Source organism: Streptomyces diversicolor, assembly GCF_057537855.1.
In genome coordinates this window covers 1-25,208 of record NZ_BAAJXA010000028.1, presented here as the reverse complement: position 1 = coordinate 25,208, position 25,208 = coordinate 1, and the positions used below count along the sequence as shown (strand labels likewise).

The following is a 25,208-nucleotide window of genomic DNA, read 5'->3' as shown; positions in this document are numbered from 1 at the left end:
GAGTTCTCCTTGCCGCGTGGAGTGCCTGATGTCGTTGGCCGGATCCGCGTGGACGGGCCGATGTGTTCCGTGCCGTCACGGGCGCTGTGCCGCGCGGGCTCGTGTTCCTGGTGCGGGACGTCGGCGCCGGTCCGGGGGCGTCTCGTCGGCCGCCGATGGACCCGGGGGCCCGGAGGGTGCGGGGCCCGCCCCCCTCGGGGTGCTCGTTCCGGAGGAGCACGCGCACGGCATCGCGTACACGATTAGTGGGTCACTGATCGAGCAACGATAGTTAATATGTTCGTGCCGTGGTGTCGTCAATACACGTGCCTGACCCTGAAGTTGATGACCTGAGAGGCGACGGACTCGCGGCCCGTGAGTCATAAGTTCACGCTCCCCAGGAAGCGCGGTGCCATGACCGATCCCGACCCGCCGGCATGTCCCCAGCTCAGTGCGGAGGACCGGGCGGCCCTTGCGGACCTCGTCCGGCAGCCGCAGGCCGGCCTGCGGCTGCGCGGCCGGATCGTCCTGGCCTGTGCGGAGGGACTGACCAACGCGGAGGTCGCCCAGCGGCTCAGATGCGCTCCCGCCACGGTGGCCAAGTGGCGCGAGCGCTATCTGCTGCGGGGCGCCGCCGGTCTGCGCGACGCGCCTCGCCCGGGACGGCCCCGCAGCACCCACCGCCAGGAGGCGGAGGCCCGGGTCGCGGCGCTGCTCGAACAGGCCCGCGCCGGTGCCCCGGTGCCCTCGACCCGCTCACTGTCCGACACGCTGGGTCTGTCGCAGTCCACGATCGCCCGGATCTGGCGGGAACAGCAGGCCAAGCTGCCCGTTCCACCGGACGCCCGTCCGAGCGGGCCACGCCGGGAGGCGGACGGGGAGGCGGGCCGGACCGAGGGCGGTCCCGTGCCGGGCACGCCCCGCATGCCGCGGCAGTTGCTCTCCGACCACGTGTACACGCTGCTGCGGGACTGGATCGTCAACGGCCGGCTGGCGCCCGGGCAACGCCTGGTCGAGTCGGAGATCGCGCGCGGTTTCGGCACCAGTCAGGCCCCGCCCCGCGAGGCGATCAAACGCCTCGCGTACGAGGGGCTGGTCGTCTCCCAACCGCATCGCGGTACTTATGTCGTGCGGGTCTCCGAGCGGCAGGCGCAGGACGTCCGGGACATCCGGGTGATGTTCGAGGAGTACGCGGCCCGCCGGGTGGCCGGCCGACTGGACGCCGAGCACACGCGGCTGCTCACCGAGGACGTGACCCAACTGCGCCGGGCCGCGGCCGAGGACGACATCGGCGCCTTCCGAGACGCCGACATGTCATTTCACCGGCATGTGTGCGAAGCTGCCCGCAACGCGGCGCTGATCCGCCTGTGGCGCATGATCGAGTCCAGCCTGTGGGACCTGCACGTCCTGGGCGACCCGCGTTACGCGGGCGGCTGGGGCGCGATGGCCGAGCACCACGCCGAACTTCTGGACGTCCTGCGCTCCGGTGACCCCGATGTCGCCGGGCCCATGTTCGCCGGCCATGCCGCGGGCGAGGCCGCCCGCTACCTTCCCGGCCCTCCTGGGCCCGCCGCCGGACCCGGGCGGTGAAGCGAGCGCCGCCACCACCGGTTCCATCTCACCGAGGGGCACAAGCATGACCGATCCGGCCCGCAGACGACTGCTCCGTCTCGGCGTCCTCACGGCCGCCGCCGTCCCACTGGCCCGCGCCACCGGCGCGGCGGCCGGCGACCGGGGTCGCCCGCACTTCCCCGACGCCTGGTTCCCCGTCACCGACCACGGTGCCGTCGGCGACGGCACCACCGACTGCACGGCCGCCGTCCGCGCGGCGGTCCGAGCCTGCCACACCGCGGGCGGAGGACACGTCCTGGTCCCGCCCGGGCGCTGGGCCACCGGCCCGATCCATCTGCTCAGCGGCGTCGACCTGCACGTCGCCGAGGGCGCCACCGTCCTGTTCAGCACCGACCCGGCCGCCTACCTGCCGGTCGTACGGACCCGCTGGCAGGGCATCGAGGTCTACACCTACTCCCCCATGCTCTACGCGCACGGTCAGCACGGCATCGGGGTCACCGGCCGCGGAGTCCTCGACGCACAGGCCGACGACACGCACTGGTGGCCGTGGAAGGGCTCCGGGAAGTACGGCTGGAAGCCCGGCATGCCCAACGAGTTCGCGGACTGGGCGACGCTGGAGCAGTGGGGTGCGCAGGGCGTTCCGGTACGCGATCGCGTCCTCGGCGCGGGGCACTTCCTGCGTCCGAGCTTCGTCCAGCCGCACTCCTGCGAGGACGTCCTGATCGAGGGCGTCACGCTGCGCAACTCCGCGTTCTGGAACATCCATCCGGTGCTGAGCCGGAACGTCACCGTGCGCGACGTGCGGGTCGAGTGCGAGGGACCCAACAGCGACGGCTGCGACCCCGACTCGTGCGAGAACGTCACCATCGAGCGGGTCACCTTCGCCGTTCACGACGACTGCGTCGCCGTCAAGTCCGGGCGGGACGAGGACGGGTGGCGGGTCGGCGTGCCCTCCCGGCACATCCGGATCCAGGACTGCGTCTACCTCAGCGGCGGAGCCGCGGTGGCGATCGGCAGCGAGATGAGCGGCGGCGTGTCGGACGTGGTCGCCCGGCGCCTGTACCTACCGCTCGACCCGGGCCGCGACGAGACCTCCGTCGCCTCGGTCCTCAACGTCAAGTCGACGCCCGCGCGGGGTGGGTACGTCCGGGACGTCCGCGTCACCGACGTCGACGCGCCTGCCTGGACGTACGTGCCCTTCGAGGTGACCTTCCAGTACGCGGGCGATACGGGCGGCGACCGGCCGGCCGAGGTGTCCCGGCTGACGGCCGAGCGCTGGTCGGTGCGCGGGCACTGCGAGTACCCGGTGCGCGTGCGGGCGCCGGCCGATGCGCCGGTCGACGCGGTCCGGCTCGACCGGCTCACCTTCGACGACGCCGCCCAGGACATGCTGCTCCAGTCCGTCACGGACCTGTCGCTGCGTCATGTGACGGTCAACGGGCGCGCGCAGTAGGAGCGCAGGCGGCGCTCAGGCCGCCGCGCCCATCCTTCGCACGACGTCCTTGATCAGTGCCGCGAGCGCCGCCACCCGCACGGGTGTGGCCTGGGACTTGAGCAGCGAGGAGCTGACGGCGAAGGGCCGGCCGCCCGGCGGCGGTCCGGGCACGGCAGCCGCGACACACACGATGCCCTCGGCGGCCTCCTGGTCGTCGACGGCGTGACCGGCCGAGCGCACCTCGCGCACGTCCGCGAGCAGCGCGTCGAGCGTCGTCATCGACCAGGACGTGCGCGCATCGAACGGCTCCCGGCCCGCCAGCAGTTCACGCACCGCGGTGTCGTCCAGGCCTGCCAGCATGGCCTTGCCCAGCGCCGTGCAGGTGACCGGCAGCCTGGCCCCCGCCCGGCTGGTGAGGCGCATCAGGACGGTGCCTTCGTGCACCGCCAGGTAGACGACGTCCGTGCCTTCCATGGTGGCCAGTTGGAGCGTCTCCTCCCGGTCGCCCAGGCGGCTCACCTGCTCCCGGAAGCTGCGGACGGGATCGAAGGCGTCGAGGTAGGACTGGCCGAGCCGCAGCAGGCCCGGTCCGAGGGCGAAGCCGCCGTCCACGGCCCGGACCAGTTCCCGTTCGTGCAGGGCGGCGCAGATGTTGACGACGGACGCCCGCGGTATGCCGCCCGCGGCGGCGGCCAGTTGGGCGGGCGACAGCGCACGGCCACGGGCGTCCGCCAGCGCGTCGAGGATCGCGCCCGCCCGCAGCACGGCCGGCGCCGGTGCGGCACTGGCCCATACCGATCCGTCCCGAGTACTCATGGCGCCACACCCTAGTTGTCAGCCTGTTGACAGCAAAGCAGTCCATTGACAACCGGCGGTGCCGTACACCGATACTGGGCCCGCACGTCCCAAAGCGGCGGCGCCGGCACGGCGCCGATCACGGCGGACACCCGCGCGCACCCGGGATTTCGGCACCCGTCCCCTCACCGCGACGGCCGCCTTCGCCATCTCCACGACCGGCCGACCGGGACAGACGTGCCCGGCACGACCGGCGGCCACGGCCGGACCCGGCCCTCGACCAAGGAAAGCGGCACATGAAACTCGTACGGCTCGGAGACCCCGGGCGGGAACGCCCCGCCGTCATCGACGACCTGGGCGTCACCCGGGACCTCTCCTCCCTGACCTCCGACATCGACGGCGCCTTCCTCGCCGCGGACGGCATCGCCCGCACCCGCCGGGCCCTGGCCGAAGGCGCCCTGCCCGTACTGGAGGCCGAGGGGCTGCGCCTCGGACCGCCCGTGGCCCGGCCCGGCGCGGTGGTCTGCATCGGGCAGAACTACGCGGCGCACGCGGCGGAGTCCGGCAGCGAGCCGCCCTCCCGCCCGGTGATCTTCTTCAAGCCCCCGAACACGGTGGTCGGCCCGCACGACGAGGTGGAGATCCCGCGCGGCTCCGCCAAGACGGACTGGGAGGTCGAACTCGCCGTCGTCATCGGCCGGACGGCGCGCTACCTGGACTCCCCCGAGCAGGCCCTGGACCACGTGGCCGGCTACGCCGTCTCCAACGACGTCTCCGAGCGCGACTTCCAGTTGGAGCACTCCGGCGGCCAGTGGTCCAAGGGCAAGTCCTGCGCCACGTTCAACCCGCTCGGCCCCTTCCTGGTACCGGCCGACGAGGTGCCCGACGTCCAGGACCTGCGGCTGCGTTCCTTCGTGAACGGCGAGCCGCGGCAGGACTCCCGCACCGCGGACATGATCTTCTCCGTCGCGCGGATCGTGTACGACCTGAGCCAGTACCTCGTGCTGGATCCGGGTGACGTCATCAACACCGGCACCCCGGAGGGCGTCGCCCTGTCCGGCCGCTTCCCCTACCTGGAGCCCGGTGACGTGATGGAGATCGAGATCGAGGGGCTGGGGCGTCAGCGCCAGACACTCGGCGCCGCCTGACCGCCGTCCGGCCCCCACGCGGGTCCCGGCGGGACCTCCGGAACCAGTGACCGAGACCTCTTCTCAGTCATCACTTGTATGATACGTTACGACTAGATGAGGGCACGGTTGCGGGACTGCTTCCCGACGGCCGCACAACGCCCGTTCCCCTGGCCCGACGGCACGCTCCCCCACCTCCCACGCCCCCTCGGTCTTCCCTGGCGCGGGGTGGGTGGGCCGGCGGGCGGGACGGCGAGGAGAGCACGAAGAGGGGGAGCAGTTGAAGATCACCGGATTCCGGAGCCTGACGACCGTGCACCGTTGGGGGCGTCCCGTCGGAGACGCCAACGGCTTCGTCGCACAGGGCGTCACCGAGGTCCCGGTCCTGCTGGTCGAGACCGACGGCGGCCTCACCGGAGTGGGCCTCGGCGCGCACGGCGACGCCTCGCGGGTCTTCCCCGCACTCGACGGGCAGGATCCACGGGCCGTCACCACGCTCTACGACCGGATGCTGGCCCACACCTTCAAAAGCGGCCACGCCGGCACCGCCTTCGGCACGATCGGCGCCTTCGACATGGCGCTGTGGGACCTCAAGGCGAAGATGGCCGGTGAGCCGCTGTGGCGCACCCTCGGCGCGGCGGACCGATTCGTGCCCGGCTACGCGTCCGGTCTCGACATCGCGCTGGACGAGGAGGAGTTGGTCGCGCTGTACTCCGGCTGGGCCGCACGCGGCTTCACCGGCGCCAAACTCAAGGGCGGACTGGACACCGAACGCGACATCGCCAGGCTGCGCGCGGTCGCCGGAGTGCTGGGCGCCAACACCCGCTCCCCCGCCCTGATGCTCGACGTCAACGAGTCCTGGGGCAGGCACCAGGCCGCACGGCTGCTCGCCCGGATCGAGGACCGCGTCGAACTCGCCTGGATCGAGGAGCCGGTGCGCCGCTGGGACGCGAGGGGACACCGGGCCGTGGGCCGGGCCGCCCGTACCGCCGTCGCCAGCGGCGAGAACCTGACGGGCCTGGAGCAGTTCCGCCCCCTGCTGGCGGCCGACGCGCTCCAGGTCGTGCAGACCGCCGGCGTCTGGGGCATCACCCACTTCCTGCGGGTCGCGACCCTCGCCCACGGCCACGACCTCCCGGTCAGCCCGGTCGGCTACCACGCCAACCCCTTGGCGCACGCGGCCGCCGCCACCCCCAACCACCTGGTCACCGAGGTCCAGGACACCGGCACACCCGCCGGGCTGACCGTGGACCAGGCGATCGAGGACGGCGGCATCGTCCTCGGCGACGCGCCGGGACTCGGCATCACGGTCGACGAGAGCGCACTCGCCGCCCCCGAGGAGAACGCCGGCTGGGCCCGCCCCGACGGTCCCCACGTGCGCCCGCGCGACGCCGGTCTGCGGCTGGTGCCCGAGCCCGGTCCCCCGGGCCCGGCCCCCCGCACCCCCGCGGGCACCGCCTCGCCCGCCGTTCTCGGTCCCGGTCCCGGTCCTGTCCACCGTCCCGCGCGCCGTGAGCACACCGAGAGGGAGAGCACGCCGTGACGCGACCACGTGCCGTCTTCGCCATGAACCCCCGACTGGTCCACGCCGTCTTCGACGAGGACGCCCTGGCCCGGCTGCGCCGCGCGGCCGACATCGACACCTCACTGGTCCTGAGCGAACTGGACTCCACCCGTTCCCGCGACGCGCTGGCCGGTGCCGAGATCCTCGTCGCGGGCTGGGACGCACCCCTCGTACGGGCCGAGCACCTGGCCCGCGCCGAGCGGCTGCGGGCCGTGGTCTACGCGGGCGGGGTCGCCGCGAGCTGCCTGGAGGACCCGGCCGCCTTCGCCGCCCGCGGCGTGGTCGCGGCCAACGCCCGCGCCGCCAACTCCGGGCCCGTGGCCGAGTACACCCTCGCCATGATCCTGCTCGCCAACAAGCGCGTCCTCGCCGAGGAGCGCCGCTACCGCGCCTCGCGGACCCTGCCCGACCACTTCGGCGCGTACGCCGGACGCGGCAACTACCGGCAGACGGTGGGCATCGTGGGCGCCTCCACCGTGGGCCGGGCGGTGCTCGCCCTGTTGCGCCCCTTCGACCTGGACGTCCTCCTGTACGACCCGACGCTCACGCAGGAGCAGGCGGCCGCCCTCGGTGCGCGCCTCGTGCCGCTCGACGAACTGATGGCGTACAGCCGGGTGGTGTCCCTGCACCAGCCGCTGACTCCCGCGACCCGCGGGCAGATCGACGCGGAACGGCTGGCGCTGATGCCGGACGGGGCGACGCTCGTCAACACCGCGCGCGGTGCCGTCGTCGACCAGGACGCCCTGCTCGCCGAGGTGCGCACCGGCCGCATCGACGCCGTCCTCGACGTCACCGATCCGGAGCCGCCCGACCCCGGCAGCGAGCTGTGGACGCTGGACAACGTCGTGCTCACCCCGCACCTGGCGGGTTCGCTCGGCGGGGAGCTGCACCGCATCGGTGACGCTGTCGCCGACGAGGTGGAGCGGTTCGCGGCGGGCCGGCCCTTCGCCCACCCGGAGGACCTCGCGGCCTCGGCGCGTACGAGGGTGTGGTGAGGCCGATGCGTTCCCGTACCCTCGCCCGCGGTCCGGAGCTGACCGAACTGGGCCTGGGAGCCGCCCAGTTGGGGAATCTGGCCCGGGAGACAAGCGATACGGACGCCCAGGGAGCCGTCGACGCGGCCTGGGACAGTGGCGTCCGCTACTTCGACACCGCCCCGCACTACGGACTCGGGCTGTCGGAACGCCGCCTCGGCGCCGCCCTCGCTCGGCGTCCGCGGGCCGAGTACACCGTGTCCACCAAGGTGGGCCGACTCCTGGTGCCCAGCCCCCGGACCGCGCACCGGCAGGACGACGGCGGCTTCGCGGTGCCCGCCGCCTTCCGGCGCGACTGGGACTTCTCCAGGGACGGCATCCTGCGCTCCCTGGAGGGCAGCCTGACCCGGCTCGGGCTCGACCACGTCGACATCGTCTACCTGCACGATCCCGACGACCACTGGCACCAGGCCGCCACCACCGGCGTCGACACCCTCGTCGAACTGCGCGACCAGGGAGTGGTGAAGGCGGTGGGCGTGGGCATGAACCAGGCCGCGATGCTGACCGAGTTCGTCCGCCGCTCGGACGTCGACCTGGTCATGGTGGCCGGGCGCCACACCCTGCTCGACCAGTCCGCGCGAAAGGAGTTGCTGCCGCTCGCCCAGGAGCGCGGGGTCGGCGTCGTCGCCGCCGCCGTCTACAACTCCGGCCTGCTGGCGGCCGACCGTCCGCCGGCCGACGCCACCTACGACTACCTGCCCGCGCCCCACGAGCTGATCGCCCGGGCCGCCGCGCTCGCGGACGTCTGCGAGCGACACGGCGTCACTCTGCCCGAGGCCGCGATCGCCTACCCGCTGCGGCACCCGGCGGTCGTGTCGGTGGTGCTCGGCGCCCGCGACGCGCGGCAGTCCCGTACGAACGCCGGGCGGCTCGCGGCCCGCGTACCCGACGCGCTCTGGGCGGAACTGGCGGACCTCGGCCTGGTACCGGACGTCCCCGGCGCACCGTCCGCGCCGTCCGCGCCGTCCGCGCCGTCCGCGCCGTCCGCGGCGAGGGAGCGGTCATGACCGTCGTCGACACCCATCTGCACGTCTGGGATCCCGGTCGGGCCGCCTACGACTGGCTGGGGCCCGCGCTGTCGCCCGTCGACCGCGCCATGCGGTTCCGGGACGCCCGTCCGGCCCTGCGCAGGGCCCAGGTCACCGCGGCCGTCCTCGTCCAGGCGGCGGACAACCACGCGGACACCGACCTCATGCTGGCGACCGCCGCCAGGAACCCGGAGGTCGTCGGCGTCGTCGCCTGGGTCCCGTTGGACGACCCGGACCGGGCCCGGGCCCGCCTCGCCGTGCTCCGCCGCGACCCGCACGTGGTGGGCGTACGCACCCTGCTCCACGAGCGGTCCGACCCGGAGTGGATCCTCGGCCCCGACGCCGGCGCGGGCCTCGCGCTGCTCGCCGGGGCCGGCCTCACCTTCGACTACTCGACCTCCTCGCCCGCCGCACTGCGCCACCTGCCCGAGCTGGCGGCCCGGCACCCCACCCTGCGCCTGGTCGTCGACCACCTCGGCAAGCCGCCCGTCGGCGGCGGCCGCGAGGAGCGGGCCGAGTGGCACCGGCTGATCGCCGCCGCCGCGAAGCACCCCCGCGTCCACGCCAAGGTGTCCGGGCTCTACTCGGCCTCGGGCGCACTCGACGCGTGGACCACCGACGAGGTGCGGCCGTTCGTCGAGGACGCGCTGGAGCTGTTCGGGCCCGAGCGGCTGATGTACGGCGGCGACTGGCCGATCTCTGTGCTGGCCGGGGGCTACGCGCGCACCTGGGAGGCCGTGTGCGAACTCCTCGCCCCACTGGCCCCCGACGACCGCGCCGCCGTGCTCGGCCACACCGCCGCCCGCTTCTACCGCCTCGACCCCGCCCTGCTGGACGCCGCGCACGACGCGGCCGTGTGATCCGCTCCGGAAGGAACGCCATGGAACACCAGACCACCACGCCGGACACCGCCGCGCTGGCCGGCTGGCTGCACAGCTGGGTGACGGACGAAGGGGCGATCAACGGCTTCCACAACCACAGCGTGTGGGGCACCAACCCTGCCACCTTCCTGGACTTCACCAGTGGGCACACCACATTCGCCGGTCCGGCCGTCGGCGCCTGGGCCCAGGCACTTGCCGCGCGGCCGGACGAGCGGGGCGTCGCCCTGCTGCGCCGGCTGCTGCGCCACCAGTGCGCCGAGGTGCAGCCCGACGGGCAGTACCGGCACATCGGCTTCCAGGTCGGCGAGTCGGCGACCAGCGGCCTCATCCACAACGCCGTCGGCAGCCTCGGCATGCTGCTCGCCGTGCGCCACGCCGGTCACCTGCTGCCGGCCGAGGAGGTCGCCGCCGTACTGGCCGCCGTACGGCGCAACCTGGACGCCTGCGAGGTGTACGGCGGCGGGCGCCCGGGCGAGGACGGCACCTGCAACCAGGAGTACGCCCGGGTCTGGGTCAAGCAGCTCTACACGGAGCTGAGCGACGACAAGACCTACGCCGACGAGATCGCCGAGGACCTGGCGGAGTTGATCCGGCTCTTCCATCACCGTGGAGTGCCCGACGCGGAGAGCGCCGGCACGTTCCGCACCGTGCTCGACCGCACCGAGGGCGGCATCCTGGAGCCCGCCGAGTACTACGGGCTCATGATCGTGCCCCTGGTGCTCGGGTACCGCGCCCAGGGCGATGGGGAACTGCTCGCCGAGGCGCGGCGGTTGTGCCGGCACGTGGCCCGTTCGGCCTGGACCGACGAGACGGGCGCCACCCGCTACCACCGCTACTGGTACGTGCAGGGCGAGCGCACCCTGAAGGCGGACACGCCGATGCTGATCGCCGGCATGGGGCTGACCCTGTACGGCATCCACGAGGTACTGGCCGAGGGCCCGGACACCGAGCTGGAGGCGTTCACGCGGGCCTGCCTCGCCACCTACGCCCGCTACCAGACACCGGCCGGCTACTTCGCCTCCGCGAGCGGCTGGCACAACGAGGCCGACATCGCGCCCAGCACCGCCTGGCACGCGCACGACCTGCTGTTCCTGATGGCCCGGTACGGCCCGGACGAGGACTTCTGGGACCGGGTGACCGCGCCGCGCCAGCGGCAGTCGGTGCTGGTCAGCGATCGCGCGCTCTGGGCCGAGTCCGGCGTCCACTGGTCCGTGCGCAGCCCGCTGACCGCGGGCGACCTGCATCTGTACGGCCGCAAGGACCGGGCCACCTTCGCCCGGGAGTTCTTCGCCTGGACGGACCGCGAGCCGCTGCCCGAGGAACTGCGCTACCCGGACGTCCCCGAGTTCTTCGTCGCCGACGACGGCATCTACCGCGTCGACCGCGGCGAGTCCCCCACCGACATCACGGCCGTCGGCCCCCTGCCCTACCGGGGGCGACTGTGACCACCGAACGACACCGCCGGCTTTCCCCACCGAGGAAAAGAGAGATGACAAAGAGATGACAGTGACGTCGACCAACAAAGGGAGCAAGGCGCGCGGTGCCGCGCTTGCCGCTGCGGTTCCCCTGCTCCTCGTCGCGGCCTGCTCGTCGGGCTCCGGCTCGGCGGGGGGCGAGGACGGCGAGATCCGGATGATGGTGAACCTCACCGACAACCTCAACCAGGCCTACTGGGAGAAGCTGGTCAAGCCGTTCGAGGACAAGACCGGCCTGAAGGTGAAGATAGAGGGCCCGACCGGCAAGTCCGTCGCCGAGTCCTTCCCGCAGCAACTGGCCGTCGGCACCGCGCCCGACGTCATCCAGTCGATCTTCCCCGACGACGACACGGCGCCCGAACTGATCGACCTCAGCGGCGAGACCTGGGCCAAGGGCACGCCGATGTTCGACGAGTACGCCATGGGCGACGCGCACTACGCGGTCGGCGTCGGCACCCAGACGCAGTCGCTGGTCTACTACAACAAGAGCGCCTTCGAGAAGGCCGGGATCAGCAAGCCGCCGACCACGTGGGACGAGCTGACCAAGGACCTCGGCGACCTGAAGAGGGCCGGTTACACGCCGATGCAGACGGCCGGCGACTTCCAGACCGGTCTCCAGCTCCAGCAGATCTACCACCCCACGCTGAACCAGCTGCACCCGAAGTGGCAGACCGCGGTCTTTGACAAGAAGCTCTCGGTGGGGGACGCGTACAAGCCCGCGTTCCAGATGTACGCCGACTGGATCAAGGCCGGCTACATCGACAAGAGCGACGTGGGGCTCAGCCCCTCCCAGGCGGACGCCGACTTCACCGCGGGCAAGGTGGGCCTCTACACCAACGGCAGCTGGTTCGCGGCCACCCTGAACAAGGCCGGGGACCTGCCCTTCGAGGTGGGTGTGTTCTCCCCGCCGGCCGCGGACGGCCAGGCGTACCCGGGTCCGCAGGGCGCCACCATGGCCAACCCCTACATGATCCGCAAGGGCATCGGCGACGAGGACGGCGCCAAGCAGCTGGTGGAGTACCTGGTCACCGACGCCAAGGCCATCGAGGCGCAGCTCGGCTCGGACGGAGTGTTCCGCAAGGGCTCCGAGCCGAAGCAGTCGAAGGTCGACGCGCAGATCCAGGGCATCCTCGACGACGCCCCGGCACTGGTCGCCGTGGGCGAGGGCCAGGGCAACGTCCGGCTGCCCGTCACCGGCTTCAACCCGAAGTTCACCGAGGTCGCGCAGAGCCTCTACACCGGGGCGGGCCCGGCGGACGCCGCCAAGAGCATCGACCAGTGGGTCGACGAGAACCGCTGACCCATGGAACGGACATCAGTCTCCAAGCCGCGGGGATGGCGCGACCTGGGCGCCCGCGTCAGCATGGTCGTCCCCGCGGTGCTCATCTACGTCGCCCTGCTGGTCGTACCGGTGATCTACGCGATCTACTACAGCTTCACCGAGTACAACGGATTCCCCCATCGTGCCCCCGAGTTCGTCGGACTGGACAACTACAGGACCATGTTCGAGTCCGACGACATCACCGGCACCATGGTGGTCACCGCCGTAGTGGCCGTGGTGGGCGCGGTCGCGGTCAACCTGGCCGCGCTCTCTCTCGCGCTGCTGCTGCGGCGCACCAACCGGTTCAACACCTTCGGCCGGGTGGTCATGTTCTACCCGCACGTGCTCAGCGCGCTGGTCGTGGGCTTCCTGTGGCAGGCCGTCCTCGGCCCGCAGGGCGTGGTCAACACCATGCTGGAGAAGGTCGGCACCGACAGCCTGCCCTTCCTCAGCGATCCCGACTGGGCCCTGTGGTCGATGATCCTCGTCATCGTCTGGTCGCTCTTCGGCGTCCAGCTGGTCCTCTATCTGGCGGGTCTGCAGGCGGTGCCGGCGGATCTGCTGGAGGCGGCGCGGATCGACGGCGCGAGCAGGTGGCAGACCTTCCGTGCCGTCACCTGGCCCTCCCTGGCGTCCACCGTGACGGTCGCCGTCATCACCTCGGGCATCTCGCTGCTGAAGACGTACGACGTGGTCGTGTCGCTGACCGGGGGCGGTCCTGCGGGATCCACCAAGACCCTCGCCTACTCGATCCTCGCAGTCTCCTTCCCGCAGCGGGACATCGGCGTCGCCTCGGCCCAGGCCGTGCTGCTGATCGTCGCCGCCGCGGTCCTGGCCATCACAGTCCTCGTCCTGCGCAGGCGCGCCGAGGACGACGCGGAGTCCATCGGATGAAGAAAACACTCACCTCGGCCGCCACCGTCCGGGTCGCGTTCGTCTCCCTGGTGTCCCTCGGCATGCTCGTGCCGATGTACCTCCTGGTGGTCAACGCCTTCAAGAGCCAGCAGGAGATCCTCGCCGACCCGTTCTCGCCGAGCTTCGGCACGGCGACCTTCCGGTACCTCGCGGACGCCTGGAACAACCCGGACTTCAGCATCCTGAAGGGCTACGGCGTCACCATCGCGCTGGTGCTCTGCGTGAACGCCCTCGCCATGGCGGTGTGCGCGCCCGCGGCGTACGTGCTGGCCCGCACGCCGAAGCTGATCGCGCGGCTGCTGCTGTTCTTCTTCATCGCGGGCATGTTCATCCCCACCCAGGTCATCCTGGTGCCGGTCATCTTCGTGCTGCGTGCGATCGGTCTGATGGGGACGCTGCCGGGGCTCATCCTGTTCATGACGGCGACCACCATTCCGTTCACGCTGTTCGTCTTCTTCGGCTACATCCGGGTGCTGCCCAGGTCGCTGGACGAGGCCGCGGCCATCGACGGGGCCGGCCGGTACTACACGCTCTGGCGGATCGTCCTGCCGTTGATGCGGCCGATCATCGCCACGGTCTTCATCCTCAACTCGCTCAGCGTCTGGAACGACTTCGCCAGCCCGCAGATGATCCTCGGTCCCGGCAGCGGCGTCTACACCGTCACCACGGGTGTGTACGCGGCCGTCGGTCAGTACTCCACGGACTACACCAAGGTGTTCCCGACCCTGCTGCTCGCGGTGATCCCGATCCTGGTGATCTTCATGGTGATGCAGCGGCACATCATGAGCGGGCTCGCGGCGGGGGCGGTCAAGGGCTAGTCCCCCGCCGCACCTCTTCGCGAAACGGATCACTTCCCGGTGCGGCGGGCCCGGCACGGGCACCGGCGAGGAACTGTTCCACCTGGACTGACCACCACCCCACGCGAAGGAACACCGTCATGCCGCACACTCCCTCTCCCCCGTCCCCCGAACTCGACGGTCTGGCGGCCGTCGTCACGGGCGGCGCGTCGGGGATCGGGCTCGCCACCGCCAGGCTCCTGGCCCGCCGCGGCGCCCGGGTCGCCGTCCTCGACCTCGCCCCCAACGCCCTGCCGGCCACCGACCGCGAGGCCCTGCTCCCCGTCCGCTGCGACGTCACCGACGACGCCTCGGTCCGGGCCGGCGTCGCCCGGGCGGTGGACCTCCTGGGCGGCCTGGACATCCTGGTGAACAACGCGGGCATCGGCGCCCAGGGGACGGTCGCGGACAACGACGACGCCGAGTGGCGGCACGTCCTGGACGTCAACGTCCTCGGCGTCGTGCGGACCACCCGGGCCGCGCTGCCCCACCTGCGTGCCTCCCGTCACGCGGTGGTGGTCAACACCTGCTCGGTCGCGGCGACCGCGGGGCTGCCCCAGCGGGCGCTGTACAGCGCGAGCAAGGGCGCCGTGCAGTCCCTGACCCTCGCCATGGCCGCCGACCACATCCGTGAGGGCATACGGGTGAACTGCGTCAACCCGGGCACGGCGGACACCCCGTGGATAGACCGCCTGCTGTCGAGCGCCGACGACCCGGGGGCCGAGCGCACCGCGCTCAACGCCCGCCAGCCGACCGGGCGTCTGGTGAGCGCCGAGGAGGTCGCCGCGGCCATCGTCTACCTGGCGTCCCCGGCGGCGGCGTCCGTCACCGGCACGGCCCTCGCCGTCGACGGCGGCATGCAGGGTCTGCGGCTGCGCCCCGAGGGCGGCTGACCGGGGCACCGCGCACCGGCCCCGTCCGTGCATCGCACCCCCCACGCCAGTCACATGAGAACCGACGAAAGGGCAACCTCCATGCTGAGAACTCGGCGACGACCGTCGCGCACACCGATGGCCGCGGTCGCCCTGGCGCTGACGGCGGGCGTCGGTGGACCGGCTGCCGGGGCCGCCGCCGCGGCCGGCCCCTGGACCGCTCCCGGGAAGCTGACGGTCTACGTCTCCGCCACCGACGGGGACGACACCAACAGCGGCGGCAGGAAGGACCCGTTCCGGACCATCACGGCGGCCCGGGACGCACTCGCCGGCCACACCTCGGCCAAGGCCCGCGGCACGGTGCTGATCCGGGGCGGCACCTATGTCCTCGACGACACAGTCGAGTTGAAGGGCGCCGCGAACTCCTGGGTCACCTACGCGGCCTACCGGAACGAGAAGGTGACGATCACCGGGTCGCACGAGCTGCCCGCCGAGGGATGGAAGAAGCTCACCGACCTCTCCGAGAAGACCCTCACCCAGCCGCAGTACTCCTCCCACACCCGTCTGAACACCCCCGAGCTGCGTGCGGGCGTATGGGTCTACGACCTCGGCGCCCAGGGCATCGACCCGGGCACCCTGTACAAGAACGGCTTCAACTGGGTACAGGAACCCTTCGCTCCCGAGCTCGTCGTCGGCGGTGACACCCAGGTCCTGGCCGAGTACCCCGACGGCAACTCCTGCGCCACGACCGAGACCGACTGTCACCTGTGGGGTACGGGCGACAAGTGGAAGGCCGAGGGCCCCCGGGACCTCATGAACGTGGACCTCGACGCCCGCTTCGGCCGCCAGGACGACTGGAACTCCTCCGGCACGACCCCGCGGGCCCAGTTCGAGGACAAGAAGCAGCAGCTTGAGGACCCGGAGCAGCGCGACACCTGGTCGCCCAAGGAGATGCGGCGCATGACACCGCAGATCTTCACGGTCGGGGGCCGTGCGCTGGCCGATGACCGCTACAAGAGCTGGGCGCCCGAGGCGGTTCCGACGGTGGACGACCTCGGCACCCGTGGCTTCGGCGAGTACACCGACGTCCCGGTGCAGCTCGACCCGCGGTGGATCGAGCACATCGACAACACCAAGGCCGAAACCGAGGGCTGGCTTTCGGGGTACTTCGGCAACAACTACGCCAACGACATGGTGCGGATCCTGTCGTGGAGCGACGACCGGATCTACACCAAGTACCCGTCGATGTACATTCCGCAGGACGCGTGGACCAAGGTCAAGGTCCTCAACGTCCTCTCGGAGATGGACACGGCCGGTGAGTACTACATCGACCGCTACGACAACAACGACGTCCTGTACTACCGGCCCGAGGGCGGGACGATCGAGGGCAAGGACACCACGCTCCAGACCTTCGACAAGAACTTCTTCCTGCTCGACGGGGTGCGGGGCGTGACCCTGCGGGGCCTGGCCATGACCGGGTCGCTCGTCAGCGGCGTGCAGCTCCTCGACGCCGTGGGAACGCTCATCGACGCCGTCGACATCTCCAACGTGAGCATGGACGCGATCCGCATCGGGCGGACGACCGACACCATCACGAGCATGCCCGACTACGAGACCCTGCGCGGCGGCCACGACAACGTCGTGCAGAACTCCTACCTCCACGACCTGGGCGGCGGCGGGGTCCTGCTCGGCGGCGGCGACCGGGCCACGCTGGAACGGGGGAACAACGTCGCCCGTCACAACGAGATCGCGCGTTTCTCGAAGCTGGCCACCTACACGCCGGCCGGCTACCTGTACGGGGTCGGCAACTCCTTCGAGTACAACTACGTCCACGACACACCGCACATGGCCGTGCAGATCATGGGCAACGACATGCGGGTCAACCACAACCACTTCTACGACGTGGTGAAGAACGCCGGGGACATGGGGGCGGTCTACGCGGGCCGGGACTTCACGTACCTGGGCAACGAGATCGCGTACAACCACTTCGAGAAGATCGGCGGTTCCAACGACGCGCTGTACATGGACGACGGCGCGTCCGGTGTGCGCTTCCACCACAACGTGGTGAACGGCTCGAACTCCGGCGTCAACCTCAACTCCGGGCACAGCAACACCGCGAACGACAACGTGTTCATCGGGGTGAAGCACGTGGGCCACGGCGGCATCTACCACAAGAAGGGCGAGAGGCGGCTGCCGCTGGACAACAGCTGGGTGCTGCAGAGCAGGTTCAACGCGTTCCTCGACGTCCGTGAGGGCGAGAAGTACAGCGCTACGCCCGAGACCGTGGCGGCCTGGCACGAGCACTACACGAGCGGGGAGGCGATGTACTCCGACGGGAGGCCGATCGTGTACCCGCAGGTCGAGCGGTGGTACGTGCCGAGGGGTGACCGCGACGGGCCGGGACTGCACGGCGGCCGACTACTCGACGGCGGGCACGAACGGCTGCAGTCGGGCGACGGTGTGGGACGACGCCGACTCGCTCTACGTGCCGTCCGGTGTGGAGATCGACCACGCGGTGGTCGTCGGGGGTGGCTCGGGATTCGTGGAGACGACCGCGGCGTTCACGGAACCCGCGGCGGAGTACAAGCTGTCGCGCTGGAGCGACAAGGTCAACACCCGGTCGGTGGAGGCCACTTCGGTGGCGGAGACGGGCCTGGACCTCGACACGCTGAAGTTCTCCGGCTCCGGTGCGGTGGCCGAGTCGTACGGGGCCGCGTGGGTCGCGGAGTGGAACCGGCATGTCAGCGCGGAGGGAATCGGCCGGCCGTGACCGGCTGAGCACGGCCTGCCGCGCGGCCGAGGGGTCCGTCGGGCGACGGGCGCCTCGGCCGCCTCGTCGTGGCGCCCTACGCCTCCGGCACCTCGGCCGGACGGCGGCGGGCCCACGACGACGTGATGTGCTCGCGCATCGCCTCGGCTGCCGCGTCGCCGTCCCCCGCGAGCACCGCGGCCGCGACCCGGGCGTGCGCCTCGTGCGTCAGCTCGATGTCCTCACGTGTCGGGTTCCCGCTGTACTGCGGCGAGCGCACGGCCTTGCCCTGGATGCTGGAGACGATGGCCCGTCCGAACGCGTCCTGGGAGGCGCGGTGGATGATCTCGTGGAACTCGATGTCCGAGCGCGAGTAGGCCTCGGGATCGTCGATCAGGCCCGCGAGTTCGTCGAGCTTGGCCGAGAGCGCCGCCGACTGCTCCTCGTCGATGCGCCCGGCGGCACGGGCGGCCATCGCGCACTCCAGGGTGGTCCTGATCTCGATCAGGTTGTCCAGGTAGACCAGACGGTCCTTGCGCTGGAACAGCGCGTCGAGGACCAGCGGGTCGAGCAGGCTCCACTGGTCCTGGCCCAGGACGACGGTCCCCCAGCCCTGACGGGTCGCCACCAGTCCCTTCTCGGCGAGCGTCGTCGTCGCCTCCCGGATCACGGTCCGGCTCACCTCGAACTCCTCGCAGAGGTCACCCGCCGACGGCAGCGCCGTGCCCGGCGGGTACTCACCGAGCACGATGGCCGTCGCGAGGCTCTGGACGACGGCCGCAGCGAGCGGCGGCCGGCGTCGTTGAGGGCGGGACACGGCAGTGGTGTCCGCGGATGGCTTGATCATCTGGTCAGAGACTCCCAATGTTCGTGCAGGTTCGCCCGGCCCCCGCTGTCCAATGACCCAAGGTTAGCCGAACGTGCTAAGGTCATCATTCGTATTACAAGTTACGACTTACCGTGGGACGCGCCGTCCGGGAGCGGGCGCCGCGCGGGCGCCGCGCGCAGACCGAGGAGAAGCGCGATGCGCAGCACCGGATACCGGTCCCTTGCCACGGTTCACGAGTGGGGACGACGGGTGGGCGACGTCAACGGCGTCGTCACCGCCGGCGTCACCGAGGTGCCGGTCCTGCTGCTGGAGACCGACGAGGGCGTCACCGGCGTGGGCCTCGGACTCGCACCGCAGGCGCGATGAGAACGCATCGAGGACGCACTGAGGACGTGAGGGGGAGCGGGACATGAGGACGCGAAAGGCCCTGGTGGTCCGGGGCGGGTGGGAGGGCCACGACCCGGTCGGCTGCACCGAGGCGGTGCTGCCCGGACTGGAGCGCGCGGGGTTCGAGGTCGCGGTCGCCGAGGACCTGTCGGTGTACGAGGACCCGGGGCTGCTCGCCGCGACCGACCTCGTCGTGCACTCGTGGTCGGCGGGCGGGCTGACGGCGGCCCAGGAGGCGAACCTGGTCGACGCGGTCGAGGCCGGCACCGGCTTCGCCGGCTGGCACGGGGGCGTGGTCGCCACGAACGTCGCCAACCCCCGCTACCTGCGGATGGTCGGTGGCCGCTTCCTGTGGCACCCGCACGGCTTCCAGGAGTTCACCGTGCGGATCGCCGCCACGCCGGACCGGGACGGCGAGATCACCGAGGGCATCACGGACTACGACGTCACGACCGAGCACTACTGGGTGCTCACGGACTCCCTCAACACCGTCCTGGCCACGTCCGTGCTCACCCCGGGCGCGGCCGATCCGTGGGACGGCCCCGTCGAGTTCCCCGTGGTGTGGACGCGCCGCTGGGGAGCGGGGCGGGTCTTCGTCTGCACCCTCGGACACCGCGTCGCGGACCTCCGGGTGCCGCAGACGGCGGCGATCGTCGCCCGCGGGCTCGTGTGGGCGGCGCGCGCGTGACACCCGGGGGTGTCCGGGCCGTCCGGCGCTCCCGCCCGCGCCGGGCCGGTGCCCGCCGCGTGTCAGGTGCTCTCGCGCGCGACGACCCGGTACCCGACGTCCCGGTGGGGGACGTCGACCGGGGCACCGCGCATCCGCGTGAGCAGCAGCTCGGCGCTCAACTCCCCGATCCGCGCGCTGGGTACGGCCACCGTGGTCAGCGCCGGGACCAGGTGCCGGGCGAGTTCGAAGTCGCCGAAGCCGGCCAGGGCGAGCGTGCCGGGCACGTCGATGCCGCGCCGTACGCAGGTCTGGAGGGCGCCGGCGGCGAAGACGTCGCTGGAGAACATCACGGCGTCGGAGTCCGGGTGGCGCTCCAGTGCCAGGTCCAGCAGGGCGACACCCGTGTCCATGGTGACCGGCTCGGGACCGGCGTCCACGGTGCGCGGTTCGCTGCCCAGCAGTTCCCGGACGGCACCGGTGTAGCCGTCGAGGCGTTCCGCGGCCCGGGGGTCGCCCGAGGTGTGCCGACCGGCGAAGGTGATCCGCCGCCGGCCGCGCTCGACGAGGTGGCCCACCATCGCCGCTGCCGCCGCCGCGTTGGAGAATCCGACGAGCAGGTCCACCGGGTCCTCGGACCAGCCCCAGGTCTCCACGACCGGCACTCCGGCCGCCCCGAGCAGCGTCAGCGTGCCCGGGGTGTGGCGGGTCCCCACCATGAGCAGTCCGTCCGGCCGCCGGCCCAGGAAGCTGCGCAGCACCTCCTCCTCGTGCTCGGGCCGGTAGTCGGTGGTGCCGACGAAGATCTGGTAGCCGTGGGCCGCCAGTGCCGTGGAGAAGGCGTGCACGGTGTCGGCGAAGACCGACGCGTTGATCTGCGGCACCAGGGCGGCGACGGTGCGGCTGCGGTTCGACGCCAGGTTGCTGGCGGCCAGGTTGGGCACGTAGCCGGTTGCCGTGAGGGCCGCCTGGACCCGCGCGCGTGTCTCGTCGGACACCGACAGGGGGTCGCGGACGACCCGGGAGACCGTCTGGGCCGACACCCCGGCGGCCGCCGCCACGTCGGAGAGGGTCACCGAACGGGTCGCGGATCGCTTGCGGGGACGGGGCGGCGGCTGGGTCACGCCGGAAACGATAGCGGGCGTCACAGTGCTCCCCGCGCGACCAGCGCCCGCATCAGATCAGCGATGCCGAACGTCCACGGCACGCACGCGTCGCTCGGCCGGATCCGGTTGACGAGCGTGCCGAGCTTCGGCGTGGCGATGGCGACCAGGTCGCCGTCGTGATGCGTGAACCCCTGTCCGGGCGCGTCGCGGTCCTCCACGGGCGCGAACATCGTGCCGAGGTAGAGCACGGCGCCGTCGGGGTACTGGTGGTGCGGACCCAGCAACTGCGCCACGAGGTCCAGGGGGTCGCGGCTGATGGCGGCCATCGAGGACTCGGCGTCCAGCCGGTACCCGTCGGCGCCCTCGACGGTCAGGGTCACCGTGGCCCGCCGTACGTCGTCGATGCCGAAGCCCGGTTCGAACAGCCGCAGGAACGGGCCGAGGGCGGCCGAGGCGTTGTTGTCCTTGGCCTGCGGCAGCAGCAGCGCGGAACGGCCCTCCACGTCACGGAGATTGACGTCGTTGCCGAGTGTCGCGCCGACCACGGCCCCGGTGGAGGAGACGGCCAGCACCACCTCCGGCTCCGGGTTGTTCCAGCGCGAGCCGGCGTGCACCCCGGCGTCGGCGCCGCTGCCCACGGCGGCCAGCACGGGCGCCTTGGTGAAGATCTCGGCGTCGGGGCCGATGCCGACCTCCAGGTACTGGCTCCACGCCCCCTGCGCGACCAGGATCTCCTTGAGCGCGGCGGCCTCGTCCGAGCCGGGCCGCAGGGAAGCGATGTCGTCGCCGACGAGCCGGCGGATCCGTTCCCGGACCTCGGCGGCACCGGCGGCGTCACCGCGGACGCGTTCCTCGATCACCCGCTCCAGCATCGAGACCACGAAGGTGACTCCGGCGGCCTTCACGGCCTGCAGGTCCACCGGCGCGAGCAGCCACGGCCGGCCCGGGTCCCGGGCGTCGACGGGCGTGTTGGCCAGTACCTCGCCGAGTCCGGCGATCCGCTCGCCGCGGGCAACACGCAGGAGTGCGGCGGGGTCCGGCGTCTCGCACAGGTCGCGCACGGTCGGGAAGGCCGCGGTGACGTCGTGCAGACCGTCCTCGCGGACCGCCACGACGGACGGCCCGAGCCCGGGACGCCAGGCCCGGCCCACGAGCGCGCCCGCGGTGCCGTCGGCGGGCAGCGTGGTCTCGGCGTCCGGCCACTGGTTCATCGGGTTCCTTTCGTGGCTGCCCCGGCCTCCTCCGGGAGGGGGCGATGGGGTCAGGGCAGGGGCGTTGACACTGCGAGCGACGCCCGCTTAGCGTGCATGTTAGCGCTGCCGATAGCGCTAACAACAGGGTCTGGGCGGTGATCGCCGCGCGCACGGACGCGGCGGCGTCGCACGACGGCCCGCACGTCCTCTCCTGCGGTCCCCTCCCGCCTCGACCGGCGCCCCCATCCGCGCCGGGCCGCCCGCCGCCCGCCGCCCAACAACTTACGGAGCCCCATGACCTCGCGTGACAGACCCGGCGTCCTGGCCGGGTACCGGGTCCTCGACTGTTCCATCGCCATGGCCGGCCCGTTCGCCGCCCAGCGCCTCGGCGACCTCGGCGCCGACGTCGTAAAAGTCGAACCGGTCACCGGGGAGTGGCAGCGCCACGCCGCGGCCGGCGGGGCGGCGGGCAACCGGATCAACGTCTCCTTCCTCTCCCTGAACCGCAACAAGCGATCCCTCGCCGTCGACCTCAAGGACCCGGCGGGCAAGGAGGTCCTGCGCCGCCTCGTCGCCGGCGCCGACGTCTTCCTCCAGAACTACCGACCAGGCGTCGCCGACCGGCTCGGCGTCGACTACGCCTCCCTGGCCGCGATCAACCCCTCCCTCGTCTACGTCTCCATCTCCGGGTACGGCGAGGACGGCCCCTACGCCCAGCGCCCGGGCCAGGACCTGCTGCTCCAGGCGATGTCGGGGGCCATGCTGTCCAGCGGCCGCTCGGGCGAGGCACCGCGGGCGGCGGGCCAGTACCTCGTCGACGCCGTCACCGCCTCCACCGCGTTCGAGGGTGTGCTCGCCGCGCTGCTGCACCGCGAACGCACCGGCGAGGGCCAGCTGGTGACGGTGAACATGCTGGACGCCGTCACCACCCTCCAGATGCAGGAACTCTCGGTCCACACCGTCGGCGGGCTGCCCCAGACCCGCTCCGCCGAGCCGCACGCCCATGTCTACATCCGCTCGCCCTACGGCGCCTTCCAGACCTCCGACGGCTATCTCGTCCTCGCCTTCCCCCCGTTGAAGAAGCTCGGCGAGATCCTCGGCGAGGACACCTTCCGGTCCATGGAGGACGAGGAGCACGGCTGGACACACCGGGACGAGATCTTCGCCCGAACCGCCGCCCGGCTGCTGACCCGGCCCTCGCGGCACTGGCTCGACGCCTTCGCCGCCGCCGGCATCTGGGCGGGCCCCGTCTACGGCTACGCCGACCTGGTCCAGGACCCGCAGATCCGCCACAACGGCACCTTCGTCACCTACGACCATCCCACCGAGGGGCGCGTGACCGTGCCCGGCTTCCCCTACAAGTTCTCCGCCACCCCGCCCCGCATCGACCGCGGCGCCCCGCTCGTCGGGGAGCACACCCGCGAGGTACTGACCGAAGCGGGCCTCGCGGAAGGGGAGATCGAGGAACTGTTCGCCACCGGCGCCGTGGCGGAGACGACCTCATGACGCAGACCCGACCGACGCACACCGGACCCACGCACACCGAACCCGCGTACACCGGACTGACGTGGGACCACCCCCGCGGGTACGACGCCCTCGCCGCGTCCGCGGGTGGCCTCGTCCACTGGGACGTACAGCCGCTTGAGGGCTTCGAGTCCCACCCGATCGACGAGGTGTGCGCCCGCTACGACCTCGTCGTCCTCGACCACCCCCACCTCGGCGAGGCTCTGCACACCAGATGCCTGCGGCCGCTCGACGACCTGTTCACCCCGGAGGAACTGGCCCGCTGGGGTGCCGACTCCATCGGCCCCACCATGCGGTCGTACGCCATGGACGGCTGTCAGTGGGCGCTGCCGCTGGACGCCGCCACCCAGGTCGCGGCGACTCGGACCGACCTCGTCGGCGCGGCGCCCCGCAGCTGGGACGAGGTCCGCGGCCTGGCCCACCGGGCCCCCGTGGCCCTGTCCCTCGCCGGGCCGCACGCCTTCCTCACCTTCGCCTCCGTCGCGGTCGCCATGGGAGAGGAGCCGGCCACCGACCCCGACGAGCTGATCGGCGAGGTCACGGGGCTCGCGGTCCTCGACCTGATGGCCGCCCTCGACGCCCTCGCCCCACCCGAAACGCGCACACTCAACCCGATCGGGTTGCTGGACCTCATGGCCGCCACGGACCGGCTGGCACACTGTCCGCTGGTGTACGGCTACGTCACCTACGCCGACCGCCTGACCTTCACCGACGCCCCCAGCGTGACGGCGGGCGGGCGCCCGGGCTCCACGCTCGGCGGCACGGGAATCGCGCTCAGCGCCCGCTGCACGCCGTCCCCCGAACTCCTCGCCCACCTGCGCTGGCTGATGTCCCCTGAGGCACAGGGCGACTTCCTGCCCCGGCACAGCGGACAGCCAAGCGCCCGCACCGCCTGGACCTCCCCCGAAACCGTGGCCGCCGACTTCTACCGACGCACCGCCGCCACCTGCGAGCGGGCCTGGGTGCGCCCCCGGCACGCCGGCTACATCGGCTTCCAGAGCGCCGCGTCGGCCGCCGTGCGCGCCGCGCTCGCCGGCGAGACCGACCACCGTGAAGCGCTCGCCCGGATGCGCATCCTGTACCGGACGAGCCGGACCCCGAAGGAACGACAGTCATGACCGACACCGGCCCCCTCAAGCCGCCCGGACTCGGCACCGAGCACGTCCTGCTGGACGTCTCGGACCGCGTCGCCACCCTGACCCTGAACCGGCCCGCCAAACTCAACGCCGTCACCCCCGAGATGTCCCGTGCGCTGGTGCGGGCGATCGAGTGGTGCGACACCACGGACGACGTCCGGGCCGTGGTCGTCACCGGCGCCGGAGAGCGCTCCTTCAGCGTCGGCTCGGACATCGGCGCACTCGACCAGTACGCCACCCCGTGGGACTTCCGCAACCGCGTCGACTACTGCGACGCCATCCGCGCCGCCCGCACGCCCACCGTCGCCGCGGTCGGCGGCTACGCACTGGGCGGAGGACTGGAGACCGCGCTCTCCTGTGACATCCGGCTCGCCGCGGACACGGCGTCCTTCGGGGCGCCGGAGATCACGCTCGGCTGGATCGGAGGCGGTGGCATGGCCGCCTCCCTCAGCCGCGCGGCCGGGCCGGGCAACGCGGCGCTGATGCTGCTCACCGGCGAACGCATCGACGCGAAAAGAGCATGGGACTGGCACCTGGTGAGCGAGGTCGTGCCCCGCGCCGGGCTGCTCGACCGGGCCCGCGCCCTCGCCGCCGTGATCGCCTCCCGCGCCCCCGTGGCGGCCGAGACCGCGAAGATCAACCTGCGCGCCGCCGGGAATCTGCCCGAGGACCAGGCGCTCGCCTACGAGCGCGACCTGCAGACCATCTGCTTCGCCACCGAGGACGCCGCGGAGGGCCGCCGCGCGTTCGCCGAGAAGCGCAGCCCCGTCTTCCGCAAGCGCT

At 72.1% G+C, this 25,208-nt stretch carries 22 protein-coding genes; 18 read left to right on the top strand and 4 right to left on the bottom strand.

Translation table 11 applies throughout. The features are described 5' to 3' along the window. The first annotated feature begins 393 nt into the window (after positions 1-393). Positions 394-1,569 (top strand): GntR family transcriptional regulator, encoded by a 1,176-nt coding sequence (locus AC27LF_RS29405; RefSeq protein ID WP_479664232.1) that lies wholly within the window; start codon positions 394-396, stop codon positions 1,567-1,569. Between the two features lie 46 nt (positions 1,570-1,615). After that, a complete protein-coding gene (locus AC27LF_RS29400) occupies positions 1,616-3,004 on the top strand; it encodes a glycoside hydrolase family 28 protein (protein WP_479664231.1) in 1,389 nt (462 codons plus the stop codon). A 15-nt stretch (positions 3,005-3,019) separates the two neighbouring features. Here AC27LF_RS29400 and AC27LF_RS29395 read toward each other — a convergent pair whose 3' ends face one another. Beyond that, entirely contained in the window at positions 3,020-3,802 is a 783-nt protein-coding gene (locus AC27LF_RS29395; protein ID WP_479664230.1) for an IclR family transcriptional regulator, read from the bottom strand. 275 nt (positions 3,803-4,077) lie between these two features. On the opposite strand from AC27LF_RS29395, the gene AC27LF_RS29390 reads away from it, so the two are divergent. From AC27LF_RS29390 to AC27LF_RS29340, 11 genes are all read left to right on the top strand, one after another. Next, a complete protein-coding gene (locus AC27LF_RS29390; protein WP_479664229.1) occupies positions 4,078-4,929 on the top strand; it encodes a fumarylacetoacetate hydrolase family protein in 852 nt (283 codons plus the stop codon). Between the two features lie 259 nt (positions 4,930-5,188). Next, on the top strand, positions 5,189-6,451 hold the full coding sequence (locus tag AC27LF_RS29385) for a mandelate racemase/muconate lactonizing enzyme family protein (RefSeq protein WP_479664228.1): 1,263 nt from the start codon (positions 5,189-5,191) through the stop codon (positions 6,449-6,451). Next, entirely contained in the window at positions 6,448-7,467 is a 1,020-nt protein-coding gene (locus AC27LF_RS29380; RefSeq protein WP_479664227.1) for a hydroxyacid dehydrogenase, read from the top strand. Before AC27LF_RS29385 ends, AC27LF_RS29380 begins: the two co-directional genes overlap by 4 nt. 5 nt (positions 7,468-7,472) lie before the next feature. Beyond that, positions 7,473-8,513, top strand: a complete 1,041-nt coding sequence (locus AC27LF_RS29375) for an aldo/keto reductase (protein WP_479664226.1) — start codon at positions 7,473-7,475, stop codon at positions 8,511-8,513. Beyond that, positions 8,510-9,394 (top strand): amidohydrolase family protein, encoded by an 885-nt coding sequence (locus AC27LF_RS29370; RefSeq protein ID WP_479664225.1) that lies wholly within the window; start codon positions 8,510-8,512, stop codon positions 9,392-9,394. The genes AC27LF_RS29375 and AC27LF_RS29370 overlap by 4 nt, the downstream gene beginning before the upstream one ends. Before the next feature lie 20 nt (positions 9,395-9,414). Then, complete coding sequence (locus tag AC27LF_RS29365; RefSeq protein WP_479664224.1) at positions 9,415-10,860, top strand: hypothetical protein; 1,446 nt, start codon at positions 9,415-9,417, stop codon at positions 10,858-10,860. A 55-nt stretch (positions 10,861-10,915) separates the two neighbouring features. Then, positions 10,916-12,190 (top strand): ABC transporter substrate-binding protein, encoded by a 1,275-nt coding sequence (locus tag AC27LF_RS29360; RefSeq protein ID WP_479664223.1) that lies wholly within the window; start codon positions 10,916-10,918, stop codon positions 12,188-12,190. A gap of 3 nt (positions 12,191-12,193) precedes the next feature. Continuing rightward, positions 12,194-13,105: a carbohydrate ABC transporter permease gene (locus AC27LF_RS29355; RefSeq protein ID WP_479664222.1), complete on the top strand. Its 912-nt coding sequence runs from the start codon at positions 12,194-12,196 to the stop codon at positions 13,103-13,105. Continuing rightward, the gene (locus tag AC27LF_RS29350; RefSeq protein ID WP_479664221.1) at positions 13,102-13,944 is read left to right on the top strand and encodes a carbohydrate ABC transporter permease; all 843 of its coding nucleotides are present in this window, start codon (positions 13,102-13,104) and stop codon (positions 13,942-13,944) included. The genes AC27LF_RS29355 and AC27LF_RS29350 overlap by 4 nt, the downstream gene beginning before the upstream one ends. A 119-nt stretch (positions 13,945-14,063) precedes the next feature. Continuing rightward, complete coding sequence (locus tag AC27LF_RS29345) at positions 14,064-14,855, top strand: SDR family NAD(P)-dependent oxidoreductase (protein WP_479664220.1); 792 nt, start codon at positions 14,064-14,066, stop codon at positions 14,853-14,855. Between the two features lie 117 nt (positions 14,856-14,972). Continuing rightward, the gene (locus AC27LF_RS29340; RefSeq protein ID WP_479664219.1) at positions 14,973-17,612 is read left to right on the top strand and encodes a right-handed parallel beta-helix repeat-containing protein; all 2,640 of its coding nucleotides are present in this window, start codon (positions 14,973-14,975) and stop codon (positions 17,610-17,612) included. 68 nt (positions 17,613-17,680) lie between these two features. Here AC27LF_RS29340 and AC27LF_RS29335 read toward each other — a convergent pair whose 3' ends face one another. Beyond that, positions 17,681-18,430: a FadR/GntR family transcriptional regulator gene (locus tag AC27LF_RS29335; protein ID WP_479664218.1), complete on the bottom strand. Its 750-nt coding sequence runs from the start codon at positions 18,428-18,430 to the stop codon at positions 17,681-17,683. A gap of 177 nt (positions 18,431-18,607) precedes the next feature. Here AC27LF_RS29335 and AC27LF_RS29330 point away from each other — a divergent pair, with 177 nt between their 5' ends. Further along, on the top strand, positions 18,608-18,778 hold the full coding sequence (locus AC27LF_RS29330; RefSeq protein ID WP_479664217.1) for a hypothetical protein: 171 nt from the start codon (positions 18,608-18,610) through the stop codon (positions 18,776-18,778). A gap of 43 nt (positions 18,779-18,821) precedes the next feature. Beyond that, a complete protein-coding gene (locus AC27LF_RS29325) occupies positions 18,822-19,487 on the top strand; it encodes a ThuA domain-containing protein (RefSeq protein ID WP_479664216.1) in 666 nt (221 codons plus the stop codon). A gap of 62 nt (positions 19,488-19,549) precedes the next feature. Here AC27LF_RS29325 and AC27LF_RS29320 read toward each other — a convergent pair whose 3' ends face one another. After that, positions 19,550-20,590: a LacI family DNA-binding transcriptional regulator gene (locus AC27LF_RS29320; RefSeq protein WP_479664215.1), complete on the bottom strand. Its 1,041-nt coding sequence runs from the start codon at positions 20,588-20,590 to the stop codon at positions 19,550-19,552. A 20-nt stretch (positions 20,591-20,610) separates the two neighbouring features. Beyond that, positions 20,611-21,783 carry a fumarylacetoacetate hydrolase family protein gene (locus tag AC27LF_RS29315; protein ID WP_479664214.1) on the bottom strand — a complete coding sequence of 391 codons (1,173 nt, stop codon included), beginning with the start codon at positions 21,781-21,783 and terminating at the stop codon, positions 20,611-20,613. A gap of 276 nt (positions 21,784-22,059) precedes the next feature. Here AC27LF_RS29315 and AC27LF_RS29310 point away from each other — a divergent pair, with 276 nt between their 5' ends. The 3 genes from AC27LF_RS29310 to AC27LF_RS29300 all read left to right on the top strand — a co-directional run. Next, positions 22,060-23,271, top strand: coding sequence for a CaiB/BaiF CoA transferase family protein (locus tag AC27LF_RS29310; RefSeq protein ID WP_479664213.1), 1,212 nt, complete (start codon positions 22,060-22,062; stop codon positions 23,269-23,271). After that, positions 23,268-24,407, top strand: coding sequence for a carbohydrate ABC transporter substrate-binding protein (locus tag AC27LF_RS29305; protein WP_479664212.1), 1,140 nt, complete (start codon positions 23,268-23,270; stop codon positions 24,405-24,407). The genes AC27LF_RS29310 and AC27LF_RS29305 overlap by 4 nt, the downstream gene beginning before the upstream one ends. Beyond that, positions 24,404-25,208 (top strand): enoyl-CoA hydratase/isomerase family protein (locus AC27LF_RS29300; RefSeq protein WP_479664211.1); only part of this gene is annotated, 805 nt, incomplete at its 3' end. The genes AC27LF_RS29305 and AC27LF_RS29300, both read left to right, overlap by 4 nt.